19 protein-coding genes are annotated in these 15,349 nt (G+C 63.4%); 9 read left to right on the top strand and 10 right to left on the bottom strand.

Going from position 1 to position 15,349, the window contains the following annotated elements; genetic code table 11:
- Positions 1-22 precede the first annotated feature (22 nt).
- Entirely contained in the window at positions 23-217 is a 195-nt protein-coding gene (locus QRN04_RS16245; protein WP_284977062.1) for a hypothetical protein, read from the top strand.
- Positions 214-489: a hypothetical protein gene (locus QRN04_RS16240; RefSeq protein ID WP_284977061.1), complete on the top strand. Its 276-nt coding sequence runs from the start codon at positions 214-216 to the stop codon at positions 487-489. Before QRN04_RS16245 ends, QRN04_RS16240 begins: the two co-directional genes overlap by 4 nt.
- Before the next feature lie 72 nt (positions 490-561).
- Here QRN04_RS16240 and QRN04_RS16235 read toward each other — a convergent pair whose 3' ends face one another.
- Genes QRN04_RS16235 through QRN04_RS16220 form a run of 4 tightly spaced genes read right to left on the bottom strand, consistent with a single transcriptional unit; the run spans position 562 to position 4,322 of the window.
- A complete protein-coding gene (locus tag QRN04_RS16235) occupies positions 562-1,611 on the bottom strand; it encodes a lactonase family protein (RefSeq protein WP_284977060.1) in 1,050 nt (349 codons plus the stop codon).
- 18 nt (positions 1,612-1,629) lie between these two features.
- Positions 1,630-2,460 carry an aldo/keto reductase gene (locus QRN04_RS16230; RefSeq protein ID WP_284977059.1) on the bottom strand — a complete coding sequence of 277 codons (831 nt, stop codon included), beginning with the start codon at positions 2,458-2,460 and terminating at the stop codon, positions 1,630-1,632.
- A gap of 37 nt (positions 2,461-2,497) precedes the next feature.
- Positions 2,498-3,469: an aldo/keto reductase gene (locus QRN04_RS16225; RefSeq protein ID WP_284977058.1), complete on the bottom strand. Its 972-nt coding sequence runs from the start codon at positions 3,467-3,469 to the stop codon at positions 2,498-2,500.
- A 31-nt stretch (positions 3,470-3,500) separates the two neighbouring features.
- Complete coding sequence (locus QRN04_RS16220) at positions 3,501-4,322, bottom strand: aldo/keto reductase (RefSeq protein WP_284977057.1); 822 nt, start codon at positions 4,320-4,322, stop codon at positions 3,501-3,503.
- Between the two features lie 226 nt (positions 4,323-4,548).
- Here QRN04_RS16220 and QRN04_RS16215 point away from each other — a divergent pair, with 226 nt between their 5' ends.
- The gene (locus QRN04_RS16215; RefSeq protein ID WP_284977056.1) at positions 4,549-5,460 is read left to right on the top strand and encodes a helix-turn-helix transcriptional regulator; all 912 of its coding nucleotides are present in this window, start codon (positions 4,549-4,551) and stop codon (positions 5,458-5,460) included.
- Between the two features lie 52 nt (positions 5,461-5,512).
- On the opposite strand, the gene QRN04_RS16210 is transcribed toward QRN04_RS16215, so the two are convergent.
- Together QRN04_RS16210 and QRN04_RS16205 are read right to left on the bottom strand one after the other, a co-directional pair.
- Positions 5,513-5,722 (bottom strand): dodecin, encoded by a 210-nt coding sequence (locus tag QRN04_RS16210; protein ID WP_284977055.1) that lies wholly within the window; start codon positions 5,720-5,722, stop codon positions 5,513-5,515.
- A gap of 115 nt (positions 5,723-5,837) precedes the next feature.
- Positions 5,838-6,644 carry an SDR family oxidoreductase gene (locus tag QRN04_RS16205; RefSeq protein WP_284977054.1) on the bottom strand — a complete coding sequence of 269 codons (807 nt, stop codon included), beginning with the start codon at positions 6,642-6,644 and terminating at the stop codon, positions 5,838-5,840.
- A 157-nt stretch (positions 6,645-6,801) separates the two neighbouring features.
- On the opposite strand from QRN04_RS16205, the gene QRN04_RS16200 reads away from it, so the two are divergent.
- Positions 6,802-7,233: a universal stress protein gene (locus QRN04_RS16200; RefSeq protein ID WP_284977053.1), complete on the top strand. Its 432-nt coding sequence runs from the start codon at positions 6,802-6,804 to the stop codon at positions 7,231-7,233.
- A 232-nt stretch (positions 7,234-7,465) separates the two neighbouring features.
- On the opposite strand, the gene QRN04_RS16195 is transcribed toward QRN04_RS16200, so the two are convergent.
- Together QRN04_RS16195 and QRN04_RS16190 are read right to left on the bottom strand one after the other, a co-directional pair.
- Positions 7,466-8,185 (bottom strand): FadR/GntR family transcriptional regulator, encoded by a 720-nt coding sequence (locus QRN04_RS16195; RefSeq protein ID WP_284977052.1) that lies wholly within the window; start codon positions 8,183-8,185, stop codon positions 7,466-7,468.
- 67 nt (positions 8,186-8,252) lie between these two features.
- Positions 8,253-9,059: an alpha/beta fold hydrolase gene (locus QRN04_RS16190; protein WP_284977051.1), complete on the bottom strand. Its 807-nt coding sequence runs from the start codon at positions 9,057-9,059 to the stop codon at positions 8,253-8,255.
- A gap of 129 nt (positions 9,060-9,188) precedes the next feature.
- On the opposite strand from QRN04_RS16190, the gene QRN04_RS16185 reads away from it, so the two are divergent.
- From QRN04_RS16185 to QRN04_RS16165, 5 genes are all read left to right on the top strand, one after another.
- Entirely contained in the window at positions 9,189-10,679 is a 1,491-nt protein-coding gene (locus QRN04_RS16185; protein WP_284977050.1) for a four-carbon acid sugar kinase family protein, read from the top strand.
- 25 nt (positions 10,680-10,704) lie between these two features.
- A complete protein-coding gene (locus tag QRN04_RS16180) occupies positions 10,705-11,625 on the top strand; it encodes an NAD(P)-dependent oxidoreductase (protein ID WP_284977112.1) in 921 nt (306 codons plus the stop codon).
- Positions 11,622-12,017, top strand: a complete 396-nt coding sequence (locus QRN04_RS16175; RefSeq protein WP_284977049.1) for a DUF1304 domain-containing protein — start codon at positions 11,622-11,624, stop codon at positions 12,015-12,017. The genes QRN04_RS16180 and QRN04_RS16175 overlap by 4 nt, the downstream gene beginning before the upstream one ends.
- Positions 12,018-12,103: 86 nt before the next feature.
- Positions 12,104-13,492: an acyltransferase family protein gene (locus QRN04_RS16170; RefSeq protein WP_284977048.1), complete on the top strand. Its 1,389-nt coding sequence runs from the start codon at positions 12,104-12,106 to the stop codon at positions 13,490-13,492.
- Positions 13,489-13,845, top strand: coding sequence for a GNAT family N-acetyltransferase (locus QRN04_RS16165; protein ID WP_284977047.1), 357 nt, complete (start codon positions 13,489-13,491; stop codon positions 13,843-13,845). Before QRN04_RS16170 ends, QRN04_RS16165 begins: the two co-directional genes overlap by 4 nt.
- Before the next feature lie 9 nt (positions 13,846-13,854).
- On the opposite strand, the gene QRN04_RS16160 is transcribed toward QRN04_RS16165, so the two are convergent.
- The gene (locus tag QRN04_RS16160) at positions 13,855-14,421 is read right to left on the bottom strand and encodes a helix-turn-helix domain-containing protein (RefSeq protein WP_284977046.1); all 567 of its coding nucleotides are present in this window, start codon (positions 14,419-14,421) and stop codon (positions 13,855-13,857) included.
- A gap of 155 nt (positions 14,422-14,576) precedes the next feature.
- Entirely contained in the window at positions 14,577-15,281 is a 705-nt protein-coding gene (locus QRN04_RS16155; protein ID WP_284977045.1) for a hypothetical protein, read from the bottom strand.
- Between the last annotated feature and the right edge of the window lie 68 nt (positions 15,282-15,349).

Raw genomic sequence — 15,349 nt, 5'->3', positions numbered from 1 at the left:
CTACCAAGGATGAGATTCAAGGATGAAGAGCATCGCCCTCCTGCGCGAACGAGCCACCCGTGTCATGCCTACCGGCTCCCACTGCCCCGCATCGGGCCTGTGGAGCCCTGACTCGGACCCGGACGCTGTCCAACTCTTCGCCGAAGGCCACGTGCTGCCGGCCTACAACGGCGTCCCGACCCTTTGGCGTCGTCGGACCTCTGAAGGTTCGGCATGACCGGCGTTGGCCTGACCGGCACTAACCTGACCGGCACTGGCCTGTCCGGCACCGTCCTGAACCGACCCGCCGGCTACCGGCACGTACCTGCGGCAGAGTGGAGCGAGTTGGCCCCCGGCGATCCCGTCTGGGTCTACGACCTCGGATGGGGCGCGGGCGCGGGACGCGTGGACGATGTCTCCCAGCACCAGGAGCTCCTGTGGGTCGTCATCGAGCCGACCCGCCGCCGACTCATTTGCGGAACGGACGACGTCGAGGTCTGGACCGCCTAATGACTCGCCGAGATGGCAGATAACTCCAATATCTGAGCGGATGATTGGTGTTAAATGCCATCTCGGCGTCAGTTAATCGGCGAGTACCAGGACGCTTGGGGAACCCGTTTCCACGCGGGCCACGGGGCCGCCCGGCAGCCCTGTCTCCGGGTCCAGCGTGAACGCAACGACGTCGTCCGAGCCTTCGTTGGCAACGTACAGCCAGCCTTCACGGACCAGGTGATGGCGGGGCCATTCGCCGCCGCACGGCACCTCACCGACGGGCTCGAGGGCGGCGCCGTCCCCGGATACCTGAAGGACGCAGATGCGGTTGGAGCCTCGGACTCCGACATAGGCGAACCTGCCATCCGGGGATAACGCAATCTCTGCCCCGGCGTCGTCGTCGCTTGCTCCCGTGGTGCTTGCCGGAACCATGGCGTTGAGTTCGTAAGTGCCATCGGGCTGCATCCCCAGGGCGGCCACTTCCACCGAATACTCGGTGTCCACAAAAACGGTCCCGCTCTGGTGGCGGGCCATGTGCCGCGGCCCCGATCCCATCGGGAGGACAACCTGATGGTCCGGCACCAGGCCGGTTCCCGGCTCATACTTCCAAACCCGAACCAAGTCATGACCTAAGTCGGTGGTCATGACACGACCGTCCGGAAGCATGAGGCTCGAATGTGCGCGGCTCGGGCGGGGTTCTTCCGGTGACGCTGCCGTGTGAGGGTCGACGGCGGCCGTTGCGCTGGTGCGCGAGGTGATGGCGCCGTCGTGGTCCAGTTCGTAGAGGACCACCTGACCATCGCCCCAACACGTCGCTACGATGAATCGTCCGTGCGGATCCACGGCCACGTGGCAGGTAGCCTCACCCGCCGGCCAGGACTCGCCGAACGCCTCCAGCTCAGTCCTGCCTGTGCGGCGGTAGGCGCGCACCGTCCCGGCGTCTTCGGCCACGGCGTAAACCACCGGCAACGACGGGTGCACTGCCAGGAACGATGGCGAGTCGGCTGCAACAGCCAGCCCCATGTTGGTCAGTTGGCCGTTGTCGTCAACGGAAAGCGCGGCGATGCCCTTGCCGTTGGCGTTCCTGTCGGCAGTATAGGAGCCGGTCCAGATCAGTGTTTCCGTAGTCAAGTTCCCCATCCTTAATGGCCCTGTTCCTTAATGACCCTGCACATCGGAGTCGACGCCGGCGTCAGGCCCGGCGTCGAGCGTTTGCAGTTTGGCGAGATCGTCGTTGTCCAACTCGATGTCGAAAACGTCCAGGTTCTCCCTCATCCGCTGCGGATTGGATGACTTGGGAATGGCCACGAGCCCTTGCTGCACATGCCAGCGGAGAACTATTTGGCCTGGCGTCTTGCCGTGCTTGGCGCCGATGGATTGCAGAACCGGGGCGTTCAGCAACTCGCTGCCCGCGCCGAGGGGGCTATAGGACTCCGTGACGATCCCATGCCGTTCGTTGAAAGCACGGGCAGCAGGGCGCGGGGTGGAGGGGCTGACCTGAATTTGGTTGACCGCGGGCACCACCTCCGTTTCCCGGAACAAACGGTCCAAGTGGGCTGGTTTGAAGTTGGATACGCCGATGGAGCGGACCTTACCGGATGCCTGGAGCTCCTGGAACGTCTTCCAGGTGGAGACGAACTCATCGCGGCGCGGAAGCGGCCAGTGGATCAGGAGCAGATCCACATAGTCCAGCCCGAGCCGCTCCAGGGACCCATCCAGGCCGGCCACGGCTTTGCCTGACCCTTGGAATTCCCCGTCCAGCTTGGTGGTGATGAAGAGTTCGCCGCGATCCACTCCGGAAGCCCGGATCCCTTCGCCAACGCCCTTTTCATTTCCGTACTTCACGGCCGTGTCGATGTGCCGGTAACCGCATGACACGGCCTCGACGACGGCGTCGGCAACCTGGGAGTCGTTGAGGGGCCACGTTCCCAGCCCGATTTGGGGAATCTTGAAGCCGTCGTTGAGCCCAATTAGTGGGGCAAGTGTCATGGGGCATGATCTCCTTTGGCTATGTGGCGGACCGTGCTCACCAAGCGTAATCCTCTGGAGCCGTGCGGTGGCCAGGGAAAATTTCGTCCAAGCGCTTCAGGGCGTCGGCGTCGAGCGTGACATCCAGTGCGCGTATGGCCGAGTCCAACTGCTCCTGAGTGCGGGGTCCAACAATCGGCGCGGTAACCGCTGGCTGGTGGAGGAGCCAAGCCAAGGCCACGTCTCCGGGCTTTTGACCGAGTTCGTCCGCGAAATCCTCGTATTGGCGGATCTGGTCCTCGTGCTTGCGGAGGGTTTCCAAAGCCCGGCCTTCAGTGCGCCGCACACCTTGCTCTTCCTTCTTCAACACGCCCCCAAGCAGGCCGCCCTGCAACGGCGACCAGGGGATCAGGCCCAAACCGTACTGCTGGGCCGCCGGAATGACCTCCAGCTCCAGTTCACGCCTGAAAAGGTTGTAGATGGACTGCTCGCTGACCAATCCCGTGTAGTTGCGCCTGCGCGCCGCTTCCTGGGCTTGGGCTATGTGCCAGCCGGCAAAATTGCTGCTGCCGGAATAAAGGATCTTGCCCTGCTGGACCGCTACCTCGATCGCCTGCCAAATCTCATCCCACGGGGTGTCACGGTCGATGTGGTGGAACTGGTAGATGTCGATGTAGTCCGTCTGGAGTCGCTTCAGGCTTGCGTCCAATGCCCGGCGAATGTTCAGTGCGGACAGCTTGGACTCGTTGGGCCTGTCCGTCATGGTGCCGTAGAGCTTGGTGGCCAGGACGGTGCGCTCGCGGCGCTCGCCGCCTTTGGTAAACCAGCGGCCAATGATTTCCTCGGTCCAACCACGGTGCCCGACGCCGCCGTAGACGTTGGCGGTGTCGAAGAAGTTGATGCCGGACTCCTGTGCGGAGTCCATGATGGAGTGTGCTGTTGCTTCCTCGGTCTGGGGGCCGAAGTTCATGGTGCCCAGGCAGAGTCTTGATACTTTGAGGCCGGACCGACCCAGATGCGTGTACTGCATGTCCGTTGACTCCTTGATTTCGAGCGGGGGTTTAGAGCTGTGTGAAAGCCGCGACGGCGGGATCGGCGCCGATGCGGGTACCTGACTCCAGTGCGGTCACTGCCGCCAGTTCGGATTCGGTGAGGCTCAGGTCAGCGGCGCCAAAGTTTTCGCGCATGCGGGTGGAGTCCGCGGACTTGGGAATCACAATGGTTCCCTGCGCGAGGTGCCACGCCAAGATCACCTGGGCCGGCGTGGTGCCGTGGGTCTCTGCCACCAACGCCACTTGCTCGGCGTTCAGGTCCTGGCCCTGTCCCAGCGGGCTGTAAGCCTCCACGGCAATGCTGAGTCCACGGCACTTGTTGGCCAGATCGGCCTGCTGGAAGGTGGGGTGGAGCTCGATCTGGTTGACCGCAGGAACCACCTCGGTCTCGCGTAGGAGCGTATCAAGGTGTTCGGGGAGGAAGTTCGAGACCCCTATCGCCCGAATCTGCTTATCTTGGTACAGCTTCTCCATTTCCTTCCAGGCCTGTGTGTACAGCCCTTGGGATGGGACCGGCCAGTGGATCAAGTACAGGTCGATGACGTCCAAACCCAAAGCTTCGCGGCTGCGCTGGAACGCGTCATAGGCGTCGCCCTGTTCGCCATTGCGCAGCTTTGTGGTGATGAAAAGCTCTTCGCGGGGGATCCCGGACGCGGCGATGGCGGCTCCCACGCCGGTTTCATTCCGGTAGGCGGCCGCAGTGTCGATGTGGCGATACCCGGCGTCGAGCGCGTCTTCCACTACCTTCTGGGTTTCTTCGGCAGGGACTTGGAAGACGCCGAACCCCAGTTGCGGGATAGTGACGCCATTGTTCAAGGTCAGCTCCAGCATGACGATCTCCTTCGACGATGTGATTGGCTGGCTCTCCGACCCAGTTGGCTGGCACGGTTTTCGGGCATGTTTCCGGCGTGTCAGAAAGCGGTTTCGGAGGCTCTGCTATGAGCCTATGCAGTTTTGGCAGCTCAGTCAGTAACCCAGCCTGATCCCGTTTTTCCTAGGTTTCATAGTCCTACCCACCATGATGGCCTTTCACACATTCCCGTCGCAGAATAGAACAATGGGTCAGAGCGCCGAGTTCGGTAAATTCCTTAAAGCCATGCGTGCGCGCCTCTCGCCGGAGGACGCAGGAGCGCAGGATTCCAGCGGTTCGCGGCGCGTCCCCGGGCTGCGCCGGGAGGAGGTGGCACGCCTCTCGGGTGTGAGCACCGACTACTACACACGGCTGGAGCAGGGCAGGAATATCCACCCCTCCAAGGCGGTCCTCGACTCCGTTGCCCGCGCTTTGCGCCTGGATCCCAGGGAGCACGCGCACATGATGGACCTGATGGAACACTGTGCCAGTTCTGCAGGAAATCCCGGACCGGCACAGAAAGTCCGGCCTGCCCTGCGGCAGTTGCTCGACGCCGTCGGAGACGTTCCAGCCATGGTGCTCGGAAGACGTTCGGACATCTTGGCCGGGAACCGCTTGGCGTACCTTTTGTTCGCCGATTTCCCCGCATTGCCTGCCGCAGAGCGAAACCTGACGCGCTGGATCATCCTGGACCCCGCAGCGGGAAAGCTGTTCCGGGATTGGAAGACTGTGGCCGCCGATGCGGTCGGAGCGCTTCGCATGGATGTGGGCCGCCATCCGAACGACCCCCAAACCAACCAACTGGTCGGCGAACTCGCCGTGCAAAGTGAGCACTTCCGCCAGTGGTGGGCCGGCCATCGGGTTGCGGCGCGGCCCGCGGGCACCGTTCGGTTGCACCACCCCCTGGTGGGGGACATGGAACTGAACTTTGAGACGCTCAGTCTCCCGGACGACGCCGACCAGGCGCTTCGGGTGTATTCAGCGAAGGCGGGTTCGCCGTCGTCGGATGCTTTGATGCTGCTCAGCAGCTTTGGCGCGGTAGACGCAGCAGAGGCACTCGACTCAGTAGACACAGCGCCGCTGCCCACACCCGAACCCGCTCGCCGGGATGACAGTTAATGCCGATGTTCGTCTGAAACACCGGCATTAACTGTCATCTCGCGAGGTGGGATTAGCGTTCCAGACGGAATCCGAGCTTGATGGTGACCTGCCAGTCGGCAACCTTCCCGTCTTCGAGGTGTCCGCGGATTTCCTTGACCTCGAACCAGTCCAGGTTCCGCAGGGTCTGGGAGGCTGTCTCGATGCCATTCCTCACGGCATCGTCCACGCCCTCAGTGGAGGTTCCTACGATTTCCGAAACGCTGTATGTGTGGCCAGCCATGGTGCTCCTCATCAATAAATGCGGTTCTACGTCATTGGATCTTGTTATTCCGGCCGGGGCGGCCGTCCATGCAGACTAGCCCACGGATCACCGTGCGGCCATAGCTTGCCTTGGCTCAGCTTTCCCGCCAGTCGTGGCTGGTGATGTGCGAACCCGCCTGCGGTCCCATCTGCAGCATTCCGCCGTCCACGGGCCACGAGGCGCCGTTGACATAGCTGGCCGCAGGCGAGGCAAGGAAGGCGACGACGGCGGCAATTTCGTTTGCGTGGCCGGGGCGTCCCAAGGGAACTCCTGGCCGTTCTTCCTTGGTGGGATCCTCGTCCGTCTGCCCCGTCATCGGGGTGGCAATCTCGCCGGGCGCCACGTTATTGGCGGTGATTCCGTGCTCGGCGAGCTCCAGAGCCATGGTCTTGACCAAGCCGCCCAGGCCATGTTTCGAGGCATCGTAGGCTGAGGCTCCTACGCGAGGCTGGAACTCGTGGACACTCGTCACGGCGATGATGCGGCCACCGCGGCCGGCCTGCACCATCCGCTTGGCCGCAGTCTGCATTGCCACGAAGGCGCCGTTGAGGTTGGTGTTGAGGGTTGTCATCCACGTTTCGTAGTCCAGGTCAAGGAACTTTGTGCCATCGCCGGTTCCGGAGTTGTTGACGAAGACGTCCACGCCGCCCAGTTCCTCCGCGATCTGGTCCACTGTCGCCGCTGTTTCGGACGGCTTGGTGGTGTCCAATTGCTTCACCACGGCCTTGCGTCCCAGGCTGCGGATCTCTTCCGCCGTCGCCTCCGCCCCCTGCTCATCAGAGTGCCAGGTGACGCCAACGTCCATGCCGGCCTGCGCCAACGCCACAGCTGTGGCACGGCCGATACCCGAATCCGATCCCGTCACTATGGCGGTCCGCGGGTCAAATGCTTGCTCTGCCATGATCTTGCCTTTCGGTCGTGTGATCGTTCCGATGATCTATCCCTACCCGGCCGCGCGTCGTCGTAAACACTCCTGCGGCATCGCTTCCGTGCCGGGCCGCTGATGCCGTGTAGATTCGTGGGGCAGCACCCAGTGAATCTGAGACCCAGGAGAACACATGACAGAAGTTATCGTCGTCGGCGTTGACAACAGCGAAACGGCCAAACGTGCAGCAATGGCGGCAGCGAAGCTCGCCACAGCCATCGGAGCCGAGCTCCACGTGATCAGCGGCTTTTCCGACGACCGCATCGAGGAATTCGGCAGTGGCAGCGACCGCATCATTGTGTCCTCGGCCGATTCCGCGGAATACGTGGCCCGTCAGGTATCCGAGGCGCTCGATGTTCCCAAGGGCAAGGTCAAGTACTCCGCCGCCCGTGGTACTCCGGCCAATGCCCTGATCAGCTACGCCGAGGCCACCGATGCTTCGGTGATCGTCGTCGGCAACAAGCGGATGAAGGGGCTGGGCCGGGTATTGGGCAGCATCGCCAACAGCGTGGCTCACGGTGCCCCCTGCAACGTGTACATCGTCAACACCGAGGTTGACGCGTAGCCTGCTCCACCCACGTAGAGCCCATCCAAGTAGGCTGTTGCTACTTGGATGGGCTAACGGGTTTGGATGGGCTAACGGGGCGTCTTCCTGGATGCAAGCGCTTCACCGCCAGAACCGCCCCGGCACCTACCGCCCACCCGGGTGTCTGGCCTCCACGATCGCTCGCATTTTGCCGCCTAGTTAGCTCGCTATCGATACCGTCAAGAACGCTAAGCCTGCTTATTATCTGTGTCTAGCCCCTCCGAGTGGCAGCAGGGACCAGCACATACGTCTTCAAGTCATCCAAGGTCTGCTGCATGTGCCCGTCCATCGCGAGCCGGGCCTCGTTGGAGTTCCGCGATTCCAGCGCAGCGGCGATGTTTCGATGATGGCTGATTGCGTGTTCCTGGATCTCGGCAAAGGCGGAAGTCTCAGCCCGGCGGGCCTCCAGGACGCGGTGCAAGGGTTCGAACAGGACGGCCACGAAAACGTTCCCGGATGCGTGCAGTATGACGTCATGGAAGGCGAGGTCGGCTTTGACGAAGGCGTCGAGGTCATTGCTTTCGTGGGCCCCCCGCATCTTCTCCAGGTGCCCTTGAAGGTCACTGAGCTCCTGGCCTGAGATGCGTTCGGCGGCCAGTTCACAGGCGCCGGTTTCAAGCATGCGGCGCAGCTCGATCAGCTGGACGGCCGCGACGGCGTCGTTGGTTCCTTCGGACGCAGCCCGCAGGACGGCTTCGAGCGAGCCCCACTGGTTGAGCGGGGTTACGAAGGTGCCGCGCCCCCGCTCTACGCTCAGAATCCGCTGGGCTTCGAGGGTTTTCATGGCCTCCCGGACGGTCATACGGCTCACCTCATGCTTGGCACTGAGCTCAAGTTCGCCGGGGACCACACTTCCGGGCGGAAACTCGCCCGCGATGATCCGGTCCAGTAGCTCATCAGCTACGACGCCGACAAGCGACTTGCGTGCCATGTGTCCCCGTTTCCTCAACTCCAGCCCGCGCCCGAGTCCTCCTATGGCCGCAGGGATGTCAGACATCTTACGCTGGTGGAGGCCCGCTGGATCTCCAGAACCCGCCTAACGCCGCGGCGCATTCGCGGGGCCGTTCCCAGTGCACGCTGTGCCCAGCCTCGGGAACCACCGTCAGCTGCCGCCCCGGTTTAGCCTGGACAAAGGCCTCCATTTGGTCCATGGACCGCACCCGGTCACCCGATCCCGCGATCACCAGCAAGGGTGCGTGAACACGCCCGGGCACTGAAGGTTCGACGCCGGTCATGGCCGCGGTGGCGCTGGCGGACAGTACGGGGAAGGGCACATCAAAACCTCTGCTGAGCAGCTCCCTGTCTTCCTCCGGCAGGAGAGGCCCGAACCAGGAGTCCATGAGCTTTGCCTTGGTCCCGGCGTCGACGAACCCTTGCTCCACTTGCGAGAGCAGGAGGCGCTTAAAGGCCTCGTTCGGCGGAGCCGGAACCATGCCCACCAACGTCACCGTGGCCACCAGGTCCGGTCGGTCCGCTGCCAAGGTCAGGGAAACGCTGCCTCCCATCGAGTGGCCCACGAGGTGTACCGGCACCTCGGTTCGGGCCGCGATGGCTGCGGCCACAGAAGCAGCCGCGGATTCCAGCGTCCATTCACGGCCGGATGGCCACAACTCGCCGGGATGGTAGCCCGGAAGGTCAAGAATCCAGACTGGCCAACCGGCGTCGAGCAGTGTCGAGGCCAGCGGTTCCCAGTAGACCGAGCCGGACGCCCACCCGTGAATCAGTACGGCGGGCGCGGCGTCGGCTGCGGGTCTTGCTGGTCCGCGGACATCCACGAACGGAAGGGGGACCGAAGAGCCAGCCATGCGTCCATCCTAGCGACGGTTGAGCCTAGCGAAACGTTGCGCCCCGAAGGGCCCTGTGCCACACTAAAAAATGTTAAATGTCTGACATCTTACATTCCACCATCGCCGCGCATCCCGACGGAGTGACACATGATCCTTGAAGCTGAGATTTTGGCCGGTTTCCCGCCCGAGATCCGGATTCCCGCGCAGCTGGTTGCCGACGCCGTCGCGGCATCGTCCGTAACTAGTCCCCGAGTCCTGGTAGTCCTCGACGACGACCCCACTGGAACGCAGTCCGTCGCCGACCTCCCCGTGCTCACCCGTTGGGACGAAGCAGACTTCATCTGGGCCTTCGCGCACATCCGTGAGAACCGGACCAGGCCCGCCGTGTACGTCCTCACGAACACCAGGAGCCTGGACCCCGAAGAGGCCGCAAGCCGTAACCAGGAGATCGTTCGCAACGCCCTTGCCGCTGCCGCAACGGCCGGGCTGATGCTGGGTTTCATCAGCCGCAGCGACTCGACCCTGCGTGGGCACTACCCGCTGGAACCGGACGTCATCGCTGCCACCATCGCCGTCGAAACCGGTGAAACCACTGACGGGGTGGTGATCGCTCCGGCATTTCCCGACGCCGGCCGGGTCACCATCGGGGGTGTGCACTACATGCGGGGCTCCGGAGAGGACTCAGGCACCCTCACCCCCGTTGCCGAGACGGAATTCGCGAAAGATGCATCCTTTGGGTTCGCCAACTCCGAGTTGGCCAAGTACGTCGAAGAGAAGTCGCAGGGCCGCTTCCCTGCGAACCACGTGATTGTCCTGGACCTGGCCATCATCCGCGCCGGCGCCGCTGCCAACGATCCAGCAATCTCCGCTAACGCCATTGCCGATGCCCTCGAACCGGCCACCAACTCCACTCCGATAGTGGCCGACATCGTCACAGAAAACGACTTCCGCGCCCTGGCCCTGGGTCTTGAGGAGGCGGAACGCCGCGGCAAGAAACTCCTCTACCGCGTGGGTCCACCATTCGTGCGTGGCCGAATCGGGCAGGAAATCCGCGCCGCACTGACCCCTGACGAAGCCTACGCAGGCGACTCTCCCTCAACAGCCGGGGGCCTGATCGTCGTCGGCTCCCACATCGGCGTGACCACCCGCCAACTCAACCATCTCACCGCCGGGCACCGCTCGGCGCGGACCGTAGAGATCGACGTTGAACAAGTGCTGGGCGCAGAAGCCGACGCCTATATCGCAATGGTGGCATCCGACGTCGTCGACGCCCTCCATCAGGGCGACGTCATTGTCCACACCAGCCGCTTGCTCATCAAAACAGACGACTCCGCGGCGAGCCTGAAGATCGCGCGCACTGTCTCGGCCGCCGTCGTCGCCGTCGTGAACCGCACGCTAAAGGCGTTCCCGCCACGGTTCGTCATTGCAAAAGGCGGCATCACGTCCTCCGACGTTGCAACGCGCGGACTCGAGATCCGGCATGCGGTGGTCCGCGGTCCCATGCTCCCCGGCATCGTTTCCCTCTGGGAGCCGGTGGACGGACCCGCGAAGGGCATCCCGTTCATCGTCTTTGCCGGGAATGTGGGCAACGACCAATCCCTGACCGACGTTACGCGCAAGCTCAGCAACACCTTCTGACCAGCACATCTCAATGGAGAACATGATGACCAGCAACAACTTCACCGTCGCCGTCCTGGGCCTCGGCGCCATGGGCCTACCGATGGCGACTCGCCTCGCAACCGAATTAACGGTCCACGGCTTCGACATCGCCGACGCCCGGCTGGAGCTCGCCGCGAAGTCCGGCATCAAATCTTTCGGCTCTGCCCGCGAAGCATCCGACGGCGCCGACGCTCTCCTCCTTGCCGTGCGCAACGGCGAACAGCTCACCGAGGTCCTCTTTGGTGACGACGGCGTGGCCTCGGTCCTGAAGCCGGGCGCCGTCGTCATTCTTGGCAGCACCGTAGGCACCGAAGCCATCCCCGCAACGGTGGCGCAGCTTTCCCGGCACGGCGTGGCGCTGGTGGACGCTCCGCTGTCCGGCGGCCCGAAGCGCGCCGGGGAAGGCGACCTGCTGATCGTGGTCGGGGCTGCGCCTGAAGCACTCGAAAAAGCCCGGCCCGTGCTCGAACTGCTGGCGTCCACCCTGAGCGTCGTGGGCGACAAGCCCGGAGACGGCCAGGCACTCAAGACCGTCAACCAGTTGCTGTGCGGCGTCCATATCGCAGCCGCCGCTGAAGCGATGGCCCTCGCCGACGCCCTTGGCCTTGACCAAGCCAAGACCCTCGCCGCACTCGAAGCCGGAGCTGCCGGGTCCTTCATGCTCTCCAACCGCGGCCCGCGGATGCTTGAGGCCTATAACGACGACGGCGCAGAGGTCCTCAGCCGCCTGGACATCTTCGTCAAGGACATGGGCATCGTGGGCAAAGCCACCCGCTCCGCCGGCCTGGCCGCCCCTGTGGCGGCTGCTGCTGAACAGCTCTACCTTCTGGGTCAGGCCCAAGGCCTTGCCGCCGCAGACGACTCCGCCGTTATCAAGGTCGTTGCCCCGACCAAGCGGAATCCGGAGGCTAGGATCAAGCCATGACACTGGCCTCCCTGGTATTCGCATTCATCGCTGCCGTGCTCCATGTGTACATCTTCACCATGGAATCCATCACCTGGACCAAGCCGGCCACGTGGAAGCGATTCAGCCTCACCTCGCAGGCCGACGCCGAGACCACGAAGTCGCTTGCCTATAACCAGGGCTTCTATAACCTGTTCCTGGCTGTCGGCGCGCTGATCGGCATCGTTGCGGTGGCCATGGGCGCTCCGCAGGTCGGTTGGACGCTTATTTTCGCCAGTTGCGGTTCGATGCTGCTTGCCGCGCTGGTCCTCGCGGCCAGCGGCAAAAAGTACCTCCGTGCGGCCACCATCCAAGGCACGACGCCGGCGCTCGCCGTCGTGCTCGGCGTGCTTGCTGTGACCCTGGGTAGCTAAGGCCACGGGGCTGGCTTGCTGGCCCAAGTACCACTGCGGGAGCAGAATGGAGGCAACACGCACGGGCGTGCTTCATAGGGAGAGTCATGGAGCGGAACGGGCACCCGGCTGCCGGGCAGCAGGCTGCGCACGGCGAGCCGGCACCGGAGAGGGAACCGGCACGGCAGAGGGAGCCGGCCATCGACCTTGTCCGGTTTACTTGCCTACTCTTGGTGGTGGCTGCCCATTGCCTGATGGTCAACCCCGTCCTGCATAAGGACGGAACGGTGACAACCCGGAACACCCTGATGGACCAGAGTTGGTTCGACCCCGTGGGGTGGGTGTTCATGATCGTGCCGCTGTTCTTCGTGCTCGGCGGTGAAACCGGGCTCCAATCATGGCGGCGCCTGCGTGCCCGCGGCGGTAACGGATTCGACTTCGCCCAAATCCGGCTCCTACGCCTGGTCCGCCCGGCCATGGCCCTGCTCGCCATGATGTGGGGAGGCCTGTGGGCGGCGTTGCTGCTGGGCGTTGACCCCAGGGTCATCCAGCTGATGACCACCGGCGCCGCGATGCCGCTCTGGTTCTTGGCGGCGTACCTCACCGCCCAACTCAGCATCCCGGTCATGTCCCGGCTGCACGGCCGTGCGCCGATGCTGACTTTGGCCGTCTTGGTGGTGCTCATCATCGCGGTCGATTCGCTGCGTGGCGCCCTTCCGATTTTGGCATTTATCAACATGATCTTCGTCTGGTGCGCGGTACAGCAGCTGGGGTTCCTCCGGGCCGACGGGTTTTTCGACAACCGCGGCCGCACGTGGCTGGTTGGCGCGATCGCATCAAGCAACGTCATCTTGGGCCTCGTCACGGGGGTGGGCGTCTACCCGGGGAACATGGTGGTGAACCTCAATCCTCCCAACCTGTGCCTGCTCCTGCTGGCCATCTCGCAAACCGCGTCCCTCCAGCTCCTCCGGAATGGAATCGATGCCGTGGCGAAGGTTCGCTGGGTCCAGATGGTCATCGCCGTGGCAGGTAGGCGTTCCATGACGGTCTACCTTTGGCACCTTCCGGTCTTGGTGGCACTTTCCGGGCTGCTGTTGCTCACGGATATTTCCCTGCCTCCGGACGATGCCGCCGACTGGTGGTGGGACCGGATCCCGGTCTTCTTCGCAGTCATTGCCGTGTTGTTGCCCGTCGTTTGGATTTTCGGGCGTTTGGAAAACCGTCCGACGGCGGCCAGCCACGCGCGCGGCCCGTCGCGTGTCGCTGTGGTGACGGCCGCCGTCGTGGTTTTTGTCCCTGTGGCGGACGCCGCTTTCAACGGCCTGACGCTGGCGTTGCTGGGCGGGGGAGCGGCATGTTTCGCCCTCGCGGTGCTGCTTCTGGGCAGGGTTCCAACCCCTGTGCTGCCTCCCTTGGAGGAAAACGTTCCGGAACCGTCAACGGAAATTCGGGCCACGTTGCCAGAGTCGGGTTTACGTGCCAACCTCGAGTCATGAGCGAGTACACGGATTCCCTGGCAGAGTCGTTCCCGGCGGGGGTTACCACCACACGAAACGACAAATTCCACCGCTACGAGCTTCATGTCGGTGGCGAGCTGGCAGTGATTTCACAGTTCCTCGACCGGCCTGGCCACATCGACTTCACACATACAGAGACGAAGCCCGGGTTCACGGGCCAAGGCCTGGCCAAGGTGCTCGCCCACTTCGCACTGGATGACGTCGTGGCGTCGGGCAAACGGATCATTCCGCATTGCCCGTACATCGCGGCCTACTTGCAGAAGCATGAAGGATACGGACAGGATGTCGACTGGCCTTCGGAGAAGCCCGTCGGCGAGCCGGATAACGACTGACCGCGGCTGCTAGGAGTAGAGCCGCACCCGAGCTTCGCATTCCTCGCTAACTTCCTGCCCTTCACCCGTGGTGGCCCTGACTGCCACTCCGCTCACCAAGTCCGCCCCGCGGCGAACGTCTTGCGAAGTAATGCAATAGCTGAACCTTTGGGAGCACATGTCGCCCGCTTCCAGGGTGCCCAACAGATGCGGCGAGCAGGGCAGTGACTCGAAATTGCCGCTGTTGGCGCGGGCTTTGTTCCGCGACTTTCCCAGCCGAAAGTAGTGAACCAGGGTGATCCCCCGCAAGGGCGTTTCGCCGTCGTTCATGACATCCGCGGTGAAAGTGACAACTTGGTCCGCGCAGGCATCAAACACGTCCGGGGTGTGGATGACTGTCAGTCCTGGCACAAAGGCGACCGCCTTACTGCCCCCGAAATCGGGGCCGCAGGCGACGTTGAGTCCGGTGGTGAGCTCACCCAGCCTGGACAACCAGAGCCGGACCGTATCCAAGGGAACGCCCAGGTGTTCGGCTACTTCATAGGGGCCGACCCCTTCGGCCACCGCCGCTAGGAACTCCCTTCGGACGGAGCTCATAACGCTGGAATTCGGCATGCGAAAGCCCCCTGATCGCTTGCCTCCTGCGTGCCCTTTGTCATGTTCACCGTATCCGTCGGCGAAAGAACCGGCAACTGACACGGTACGGTCCAGGGCGGGCTCCGGTCCGGGTCCGATGGTGGGACTGGTAGTCATCAATTAGGAGTGCTGGAGGGTCCTTCGACTTCCAAAATGCCCAGATGGCCGGGCCTCGGTCGCGGTGCGCGGCGGCGGGGCAGGAGAGGCGGGAGGGTGGCGGATGCCCGGTATGGCAGCCCGTTCCTGGTGGCTCCGAATGGCCAGTCCTTCCGTGAACCACTGAGGGAGACAATGGCGTCATGCTCGTCGGTAATGACCTGCCCACGGCACGTGGCCCGCACCTGCATGGCGCTGATCACGCTGCCTCCGTGGAGGTGGTCCGAATCGGTCACCAAGTAGGAGAAGCTCCGCATCACGGATTGGCCGGGACCCAGCAGCGCAATCTTGAGATCGCGTTCCACCGGTTCGGAGGTGTACTCAAGCATCTCCATCCCTTCATTGGTGAAGGAACGGGGTATCAGGCGGACGTCCTTGAGGTGGCTCCGGGAATCGTTGGTAATCCACGCCGTAAAGACGACGACATCTCCCGGTATCGCCATAGGTCTGTCCGCTCCATAAACCAGGGCAATATGCCCTGCGTTCTTCTTTTTGGCCAGCAGGGCCGAGCGATGTGCGGGCAGGGTACGCACTATAGGGGTCTGTTCCTGCCTGGCATCGTTATGGATGGCTCGCATCAGCTTGAGGAACGGGCGGCGTCGAGCATCCATGGAAGCACGGAGAGATCCGGCGACGTCGCCGAGGTTACCGGTGTCAGGGGTCATGCCCTAGGAGTGCGGCAAGGGGCCGAATCGTGACGAAAAATAGTTAGGTTCTCTACAGGTACTTGGGC

The organism is Arthrobacter sp. efr-133-TYG-104 (assembly GCF_030208915.1).
Lineage (GTDB): Bacteria > Actinomycetota > Actinomycetes > Actinomycetales > Micrococcaceae > Arthrobacter.
The sequence above is the reverse complement of the archived record's forward strand: the minus strand, read 5'-3'. Positions and strand labels throughout refer to the sequence as shown.

What these genes read in the sequence shown, in the direction of transcription:
- QRN04_RS16155 (WP_284977045.1), bottom strand. Translation starts at nt 15,281, where the DNA reads ATGACCCCTGACACCGGTAACCTCGGCGACGTCGCCGGATCTCTCCGT.
- QRN04_RS16210 (WP_284977055.1), bottom strand. Translation starts at nt 5,722, where the DNA reads ATGGCTGGCCACACATACAGCGTTTCGGAAATCGTAGGAACCTCCACT.
- QRN04_RS16230 (WP_284977059.1), bottom strand. Translation starts at nt 2,460, where the DNA reads ATGACACTTGCCCCACTAATTGGGCTCAACGACGGCTTCAAGATTCCC.
- QRN04_RS16235 (WP_284977060.1), bottom strand. Translation starts at nt 1,611, where the DNA reads ATGGGGAACTTGACTACGGAAACACTGATCTGGACCGGCTCCTATACT.
- QRN04_RS16225 (WP_284977058.1), bottom strand. Translation starts at nt 3,469, where the DNA reads ATGCAGTACACGCATCTGGGTCGGTCCGGCCTCAAAGTATCAAGACTC.
- QRN04_RS16245 (WP_284977062.1), top strand. Translation starts at nt 23, where the DNA reads ATGAAGAGCATCGCCCTCCTGCGCGAACGAGCCACCCGTGTCATGCCT.
- QRN04_RS16175 (WP_284977049.1), top strand. Translation starts at nt 11,622, where the DNA reads ATGACACTGGCCTCCCTGGTATTCGCATTCATCGCTGCCGTGCTCCAT.
- QRN04_RS16195 (WP_284977052.1), bottom strand. Translation starts at nt 8,185, where the DNA reads ATGGCACGCAAGTCGCTTGTCGGCGTCGTAGCTGATGAGCTACTGGAC.
- QRN04_RS16165 (WP_284977047.1), top strand. Translation starts at nt 13,489, where the DNA reads ATGAGCGAGTACACGGATTCCCTGGCAGAGTCGTTCCCGGCGGGGGTT.
- QRN04_RS16215 (WP_284977056.1), top strand. Translation starts at nt 4,549, where the DNA reads ATGGGTCAGAGCGCCGAGTTCGGTAAATTCCTTAAAGCCATGCGTGCG.
- QRN04_RS16160 (WP_284977046.1), bottom strand. Translation starts at nt 14,421, where the DNA reads ATGAGCTCCGTCCGAAGGGAGTTCCTAGCGGCGGTGGCCGAAGGGGTC.
- QRN04_RS16200 (WP_284977053.1), top strand. Translation starts at nt 6,802, where the DNA reads ATGACAGAAGTTATCGTCGTCGGCGTTGACAACAGCGAAACGGCCAAA.
- QRN04_RS16180 (WP_284977112.1), top strand. Translation starts at nt 10,705, where the DNA reads ATGACCAGCAACAACTTCACCGTCGCCGTCCTGGGCCTCGGCGCCATG.
- QRN04_RS16240 (WP_284977061.1), top strand. Translation starts at nt 214, where the DNA reads ATGACCGGCGTTGGCCTGACCGGCACTAACCTGACCGGCACTGGCCTG.
- QRN04_RS16185 (WP_284977050.1), top strand. Translation starts at nt 9,189, where the DNA reads ATGATCCTTGAAGCTGAGATTTTGGCCGGTTTCCCGCCCGAGATCCGG.
- QRN04_RS16205 (WP_284977054.1), bottom strand. Translation starts at nt 6,644, where the DNA reads ATGGCAGAGCAAGCATTTGACCCGCGGACCGCCATAGTGACGGGATCG.
- QRN04_RS16220 (WP_284977057.1), bottom strand. Translation starts at nt 4,322, where the DNA reads ATGCTGGAGCTGACCTTGAACAATGGCGTCACTATCCCGCAACTGGGG.
- QRN04_RS16190 (WP_284977051.1), bottom strand. Translation starts at nt 9,059, where the DNA reads ATGGCTGGCTCTTCGGTCCCCCTTCCGTTCGTGGATGTCCGCGGACCA.
- QRN04_RS16170 (WP_284977048.1), top strand. Translation starts at nt 12,104, where the DNA reads ATGGAGCGGAACGGGCACCCGGCTGCCGGGCAGCAGGCTGCGCACGGC.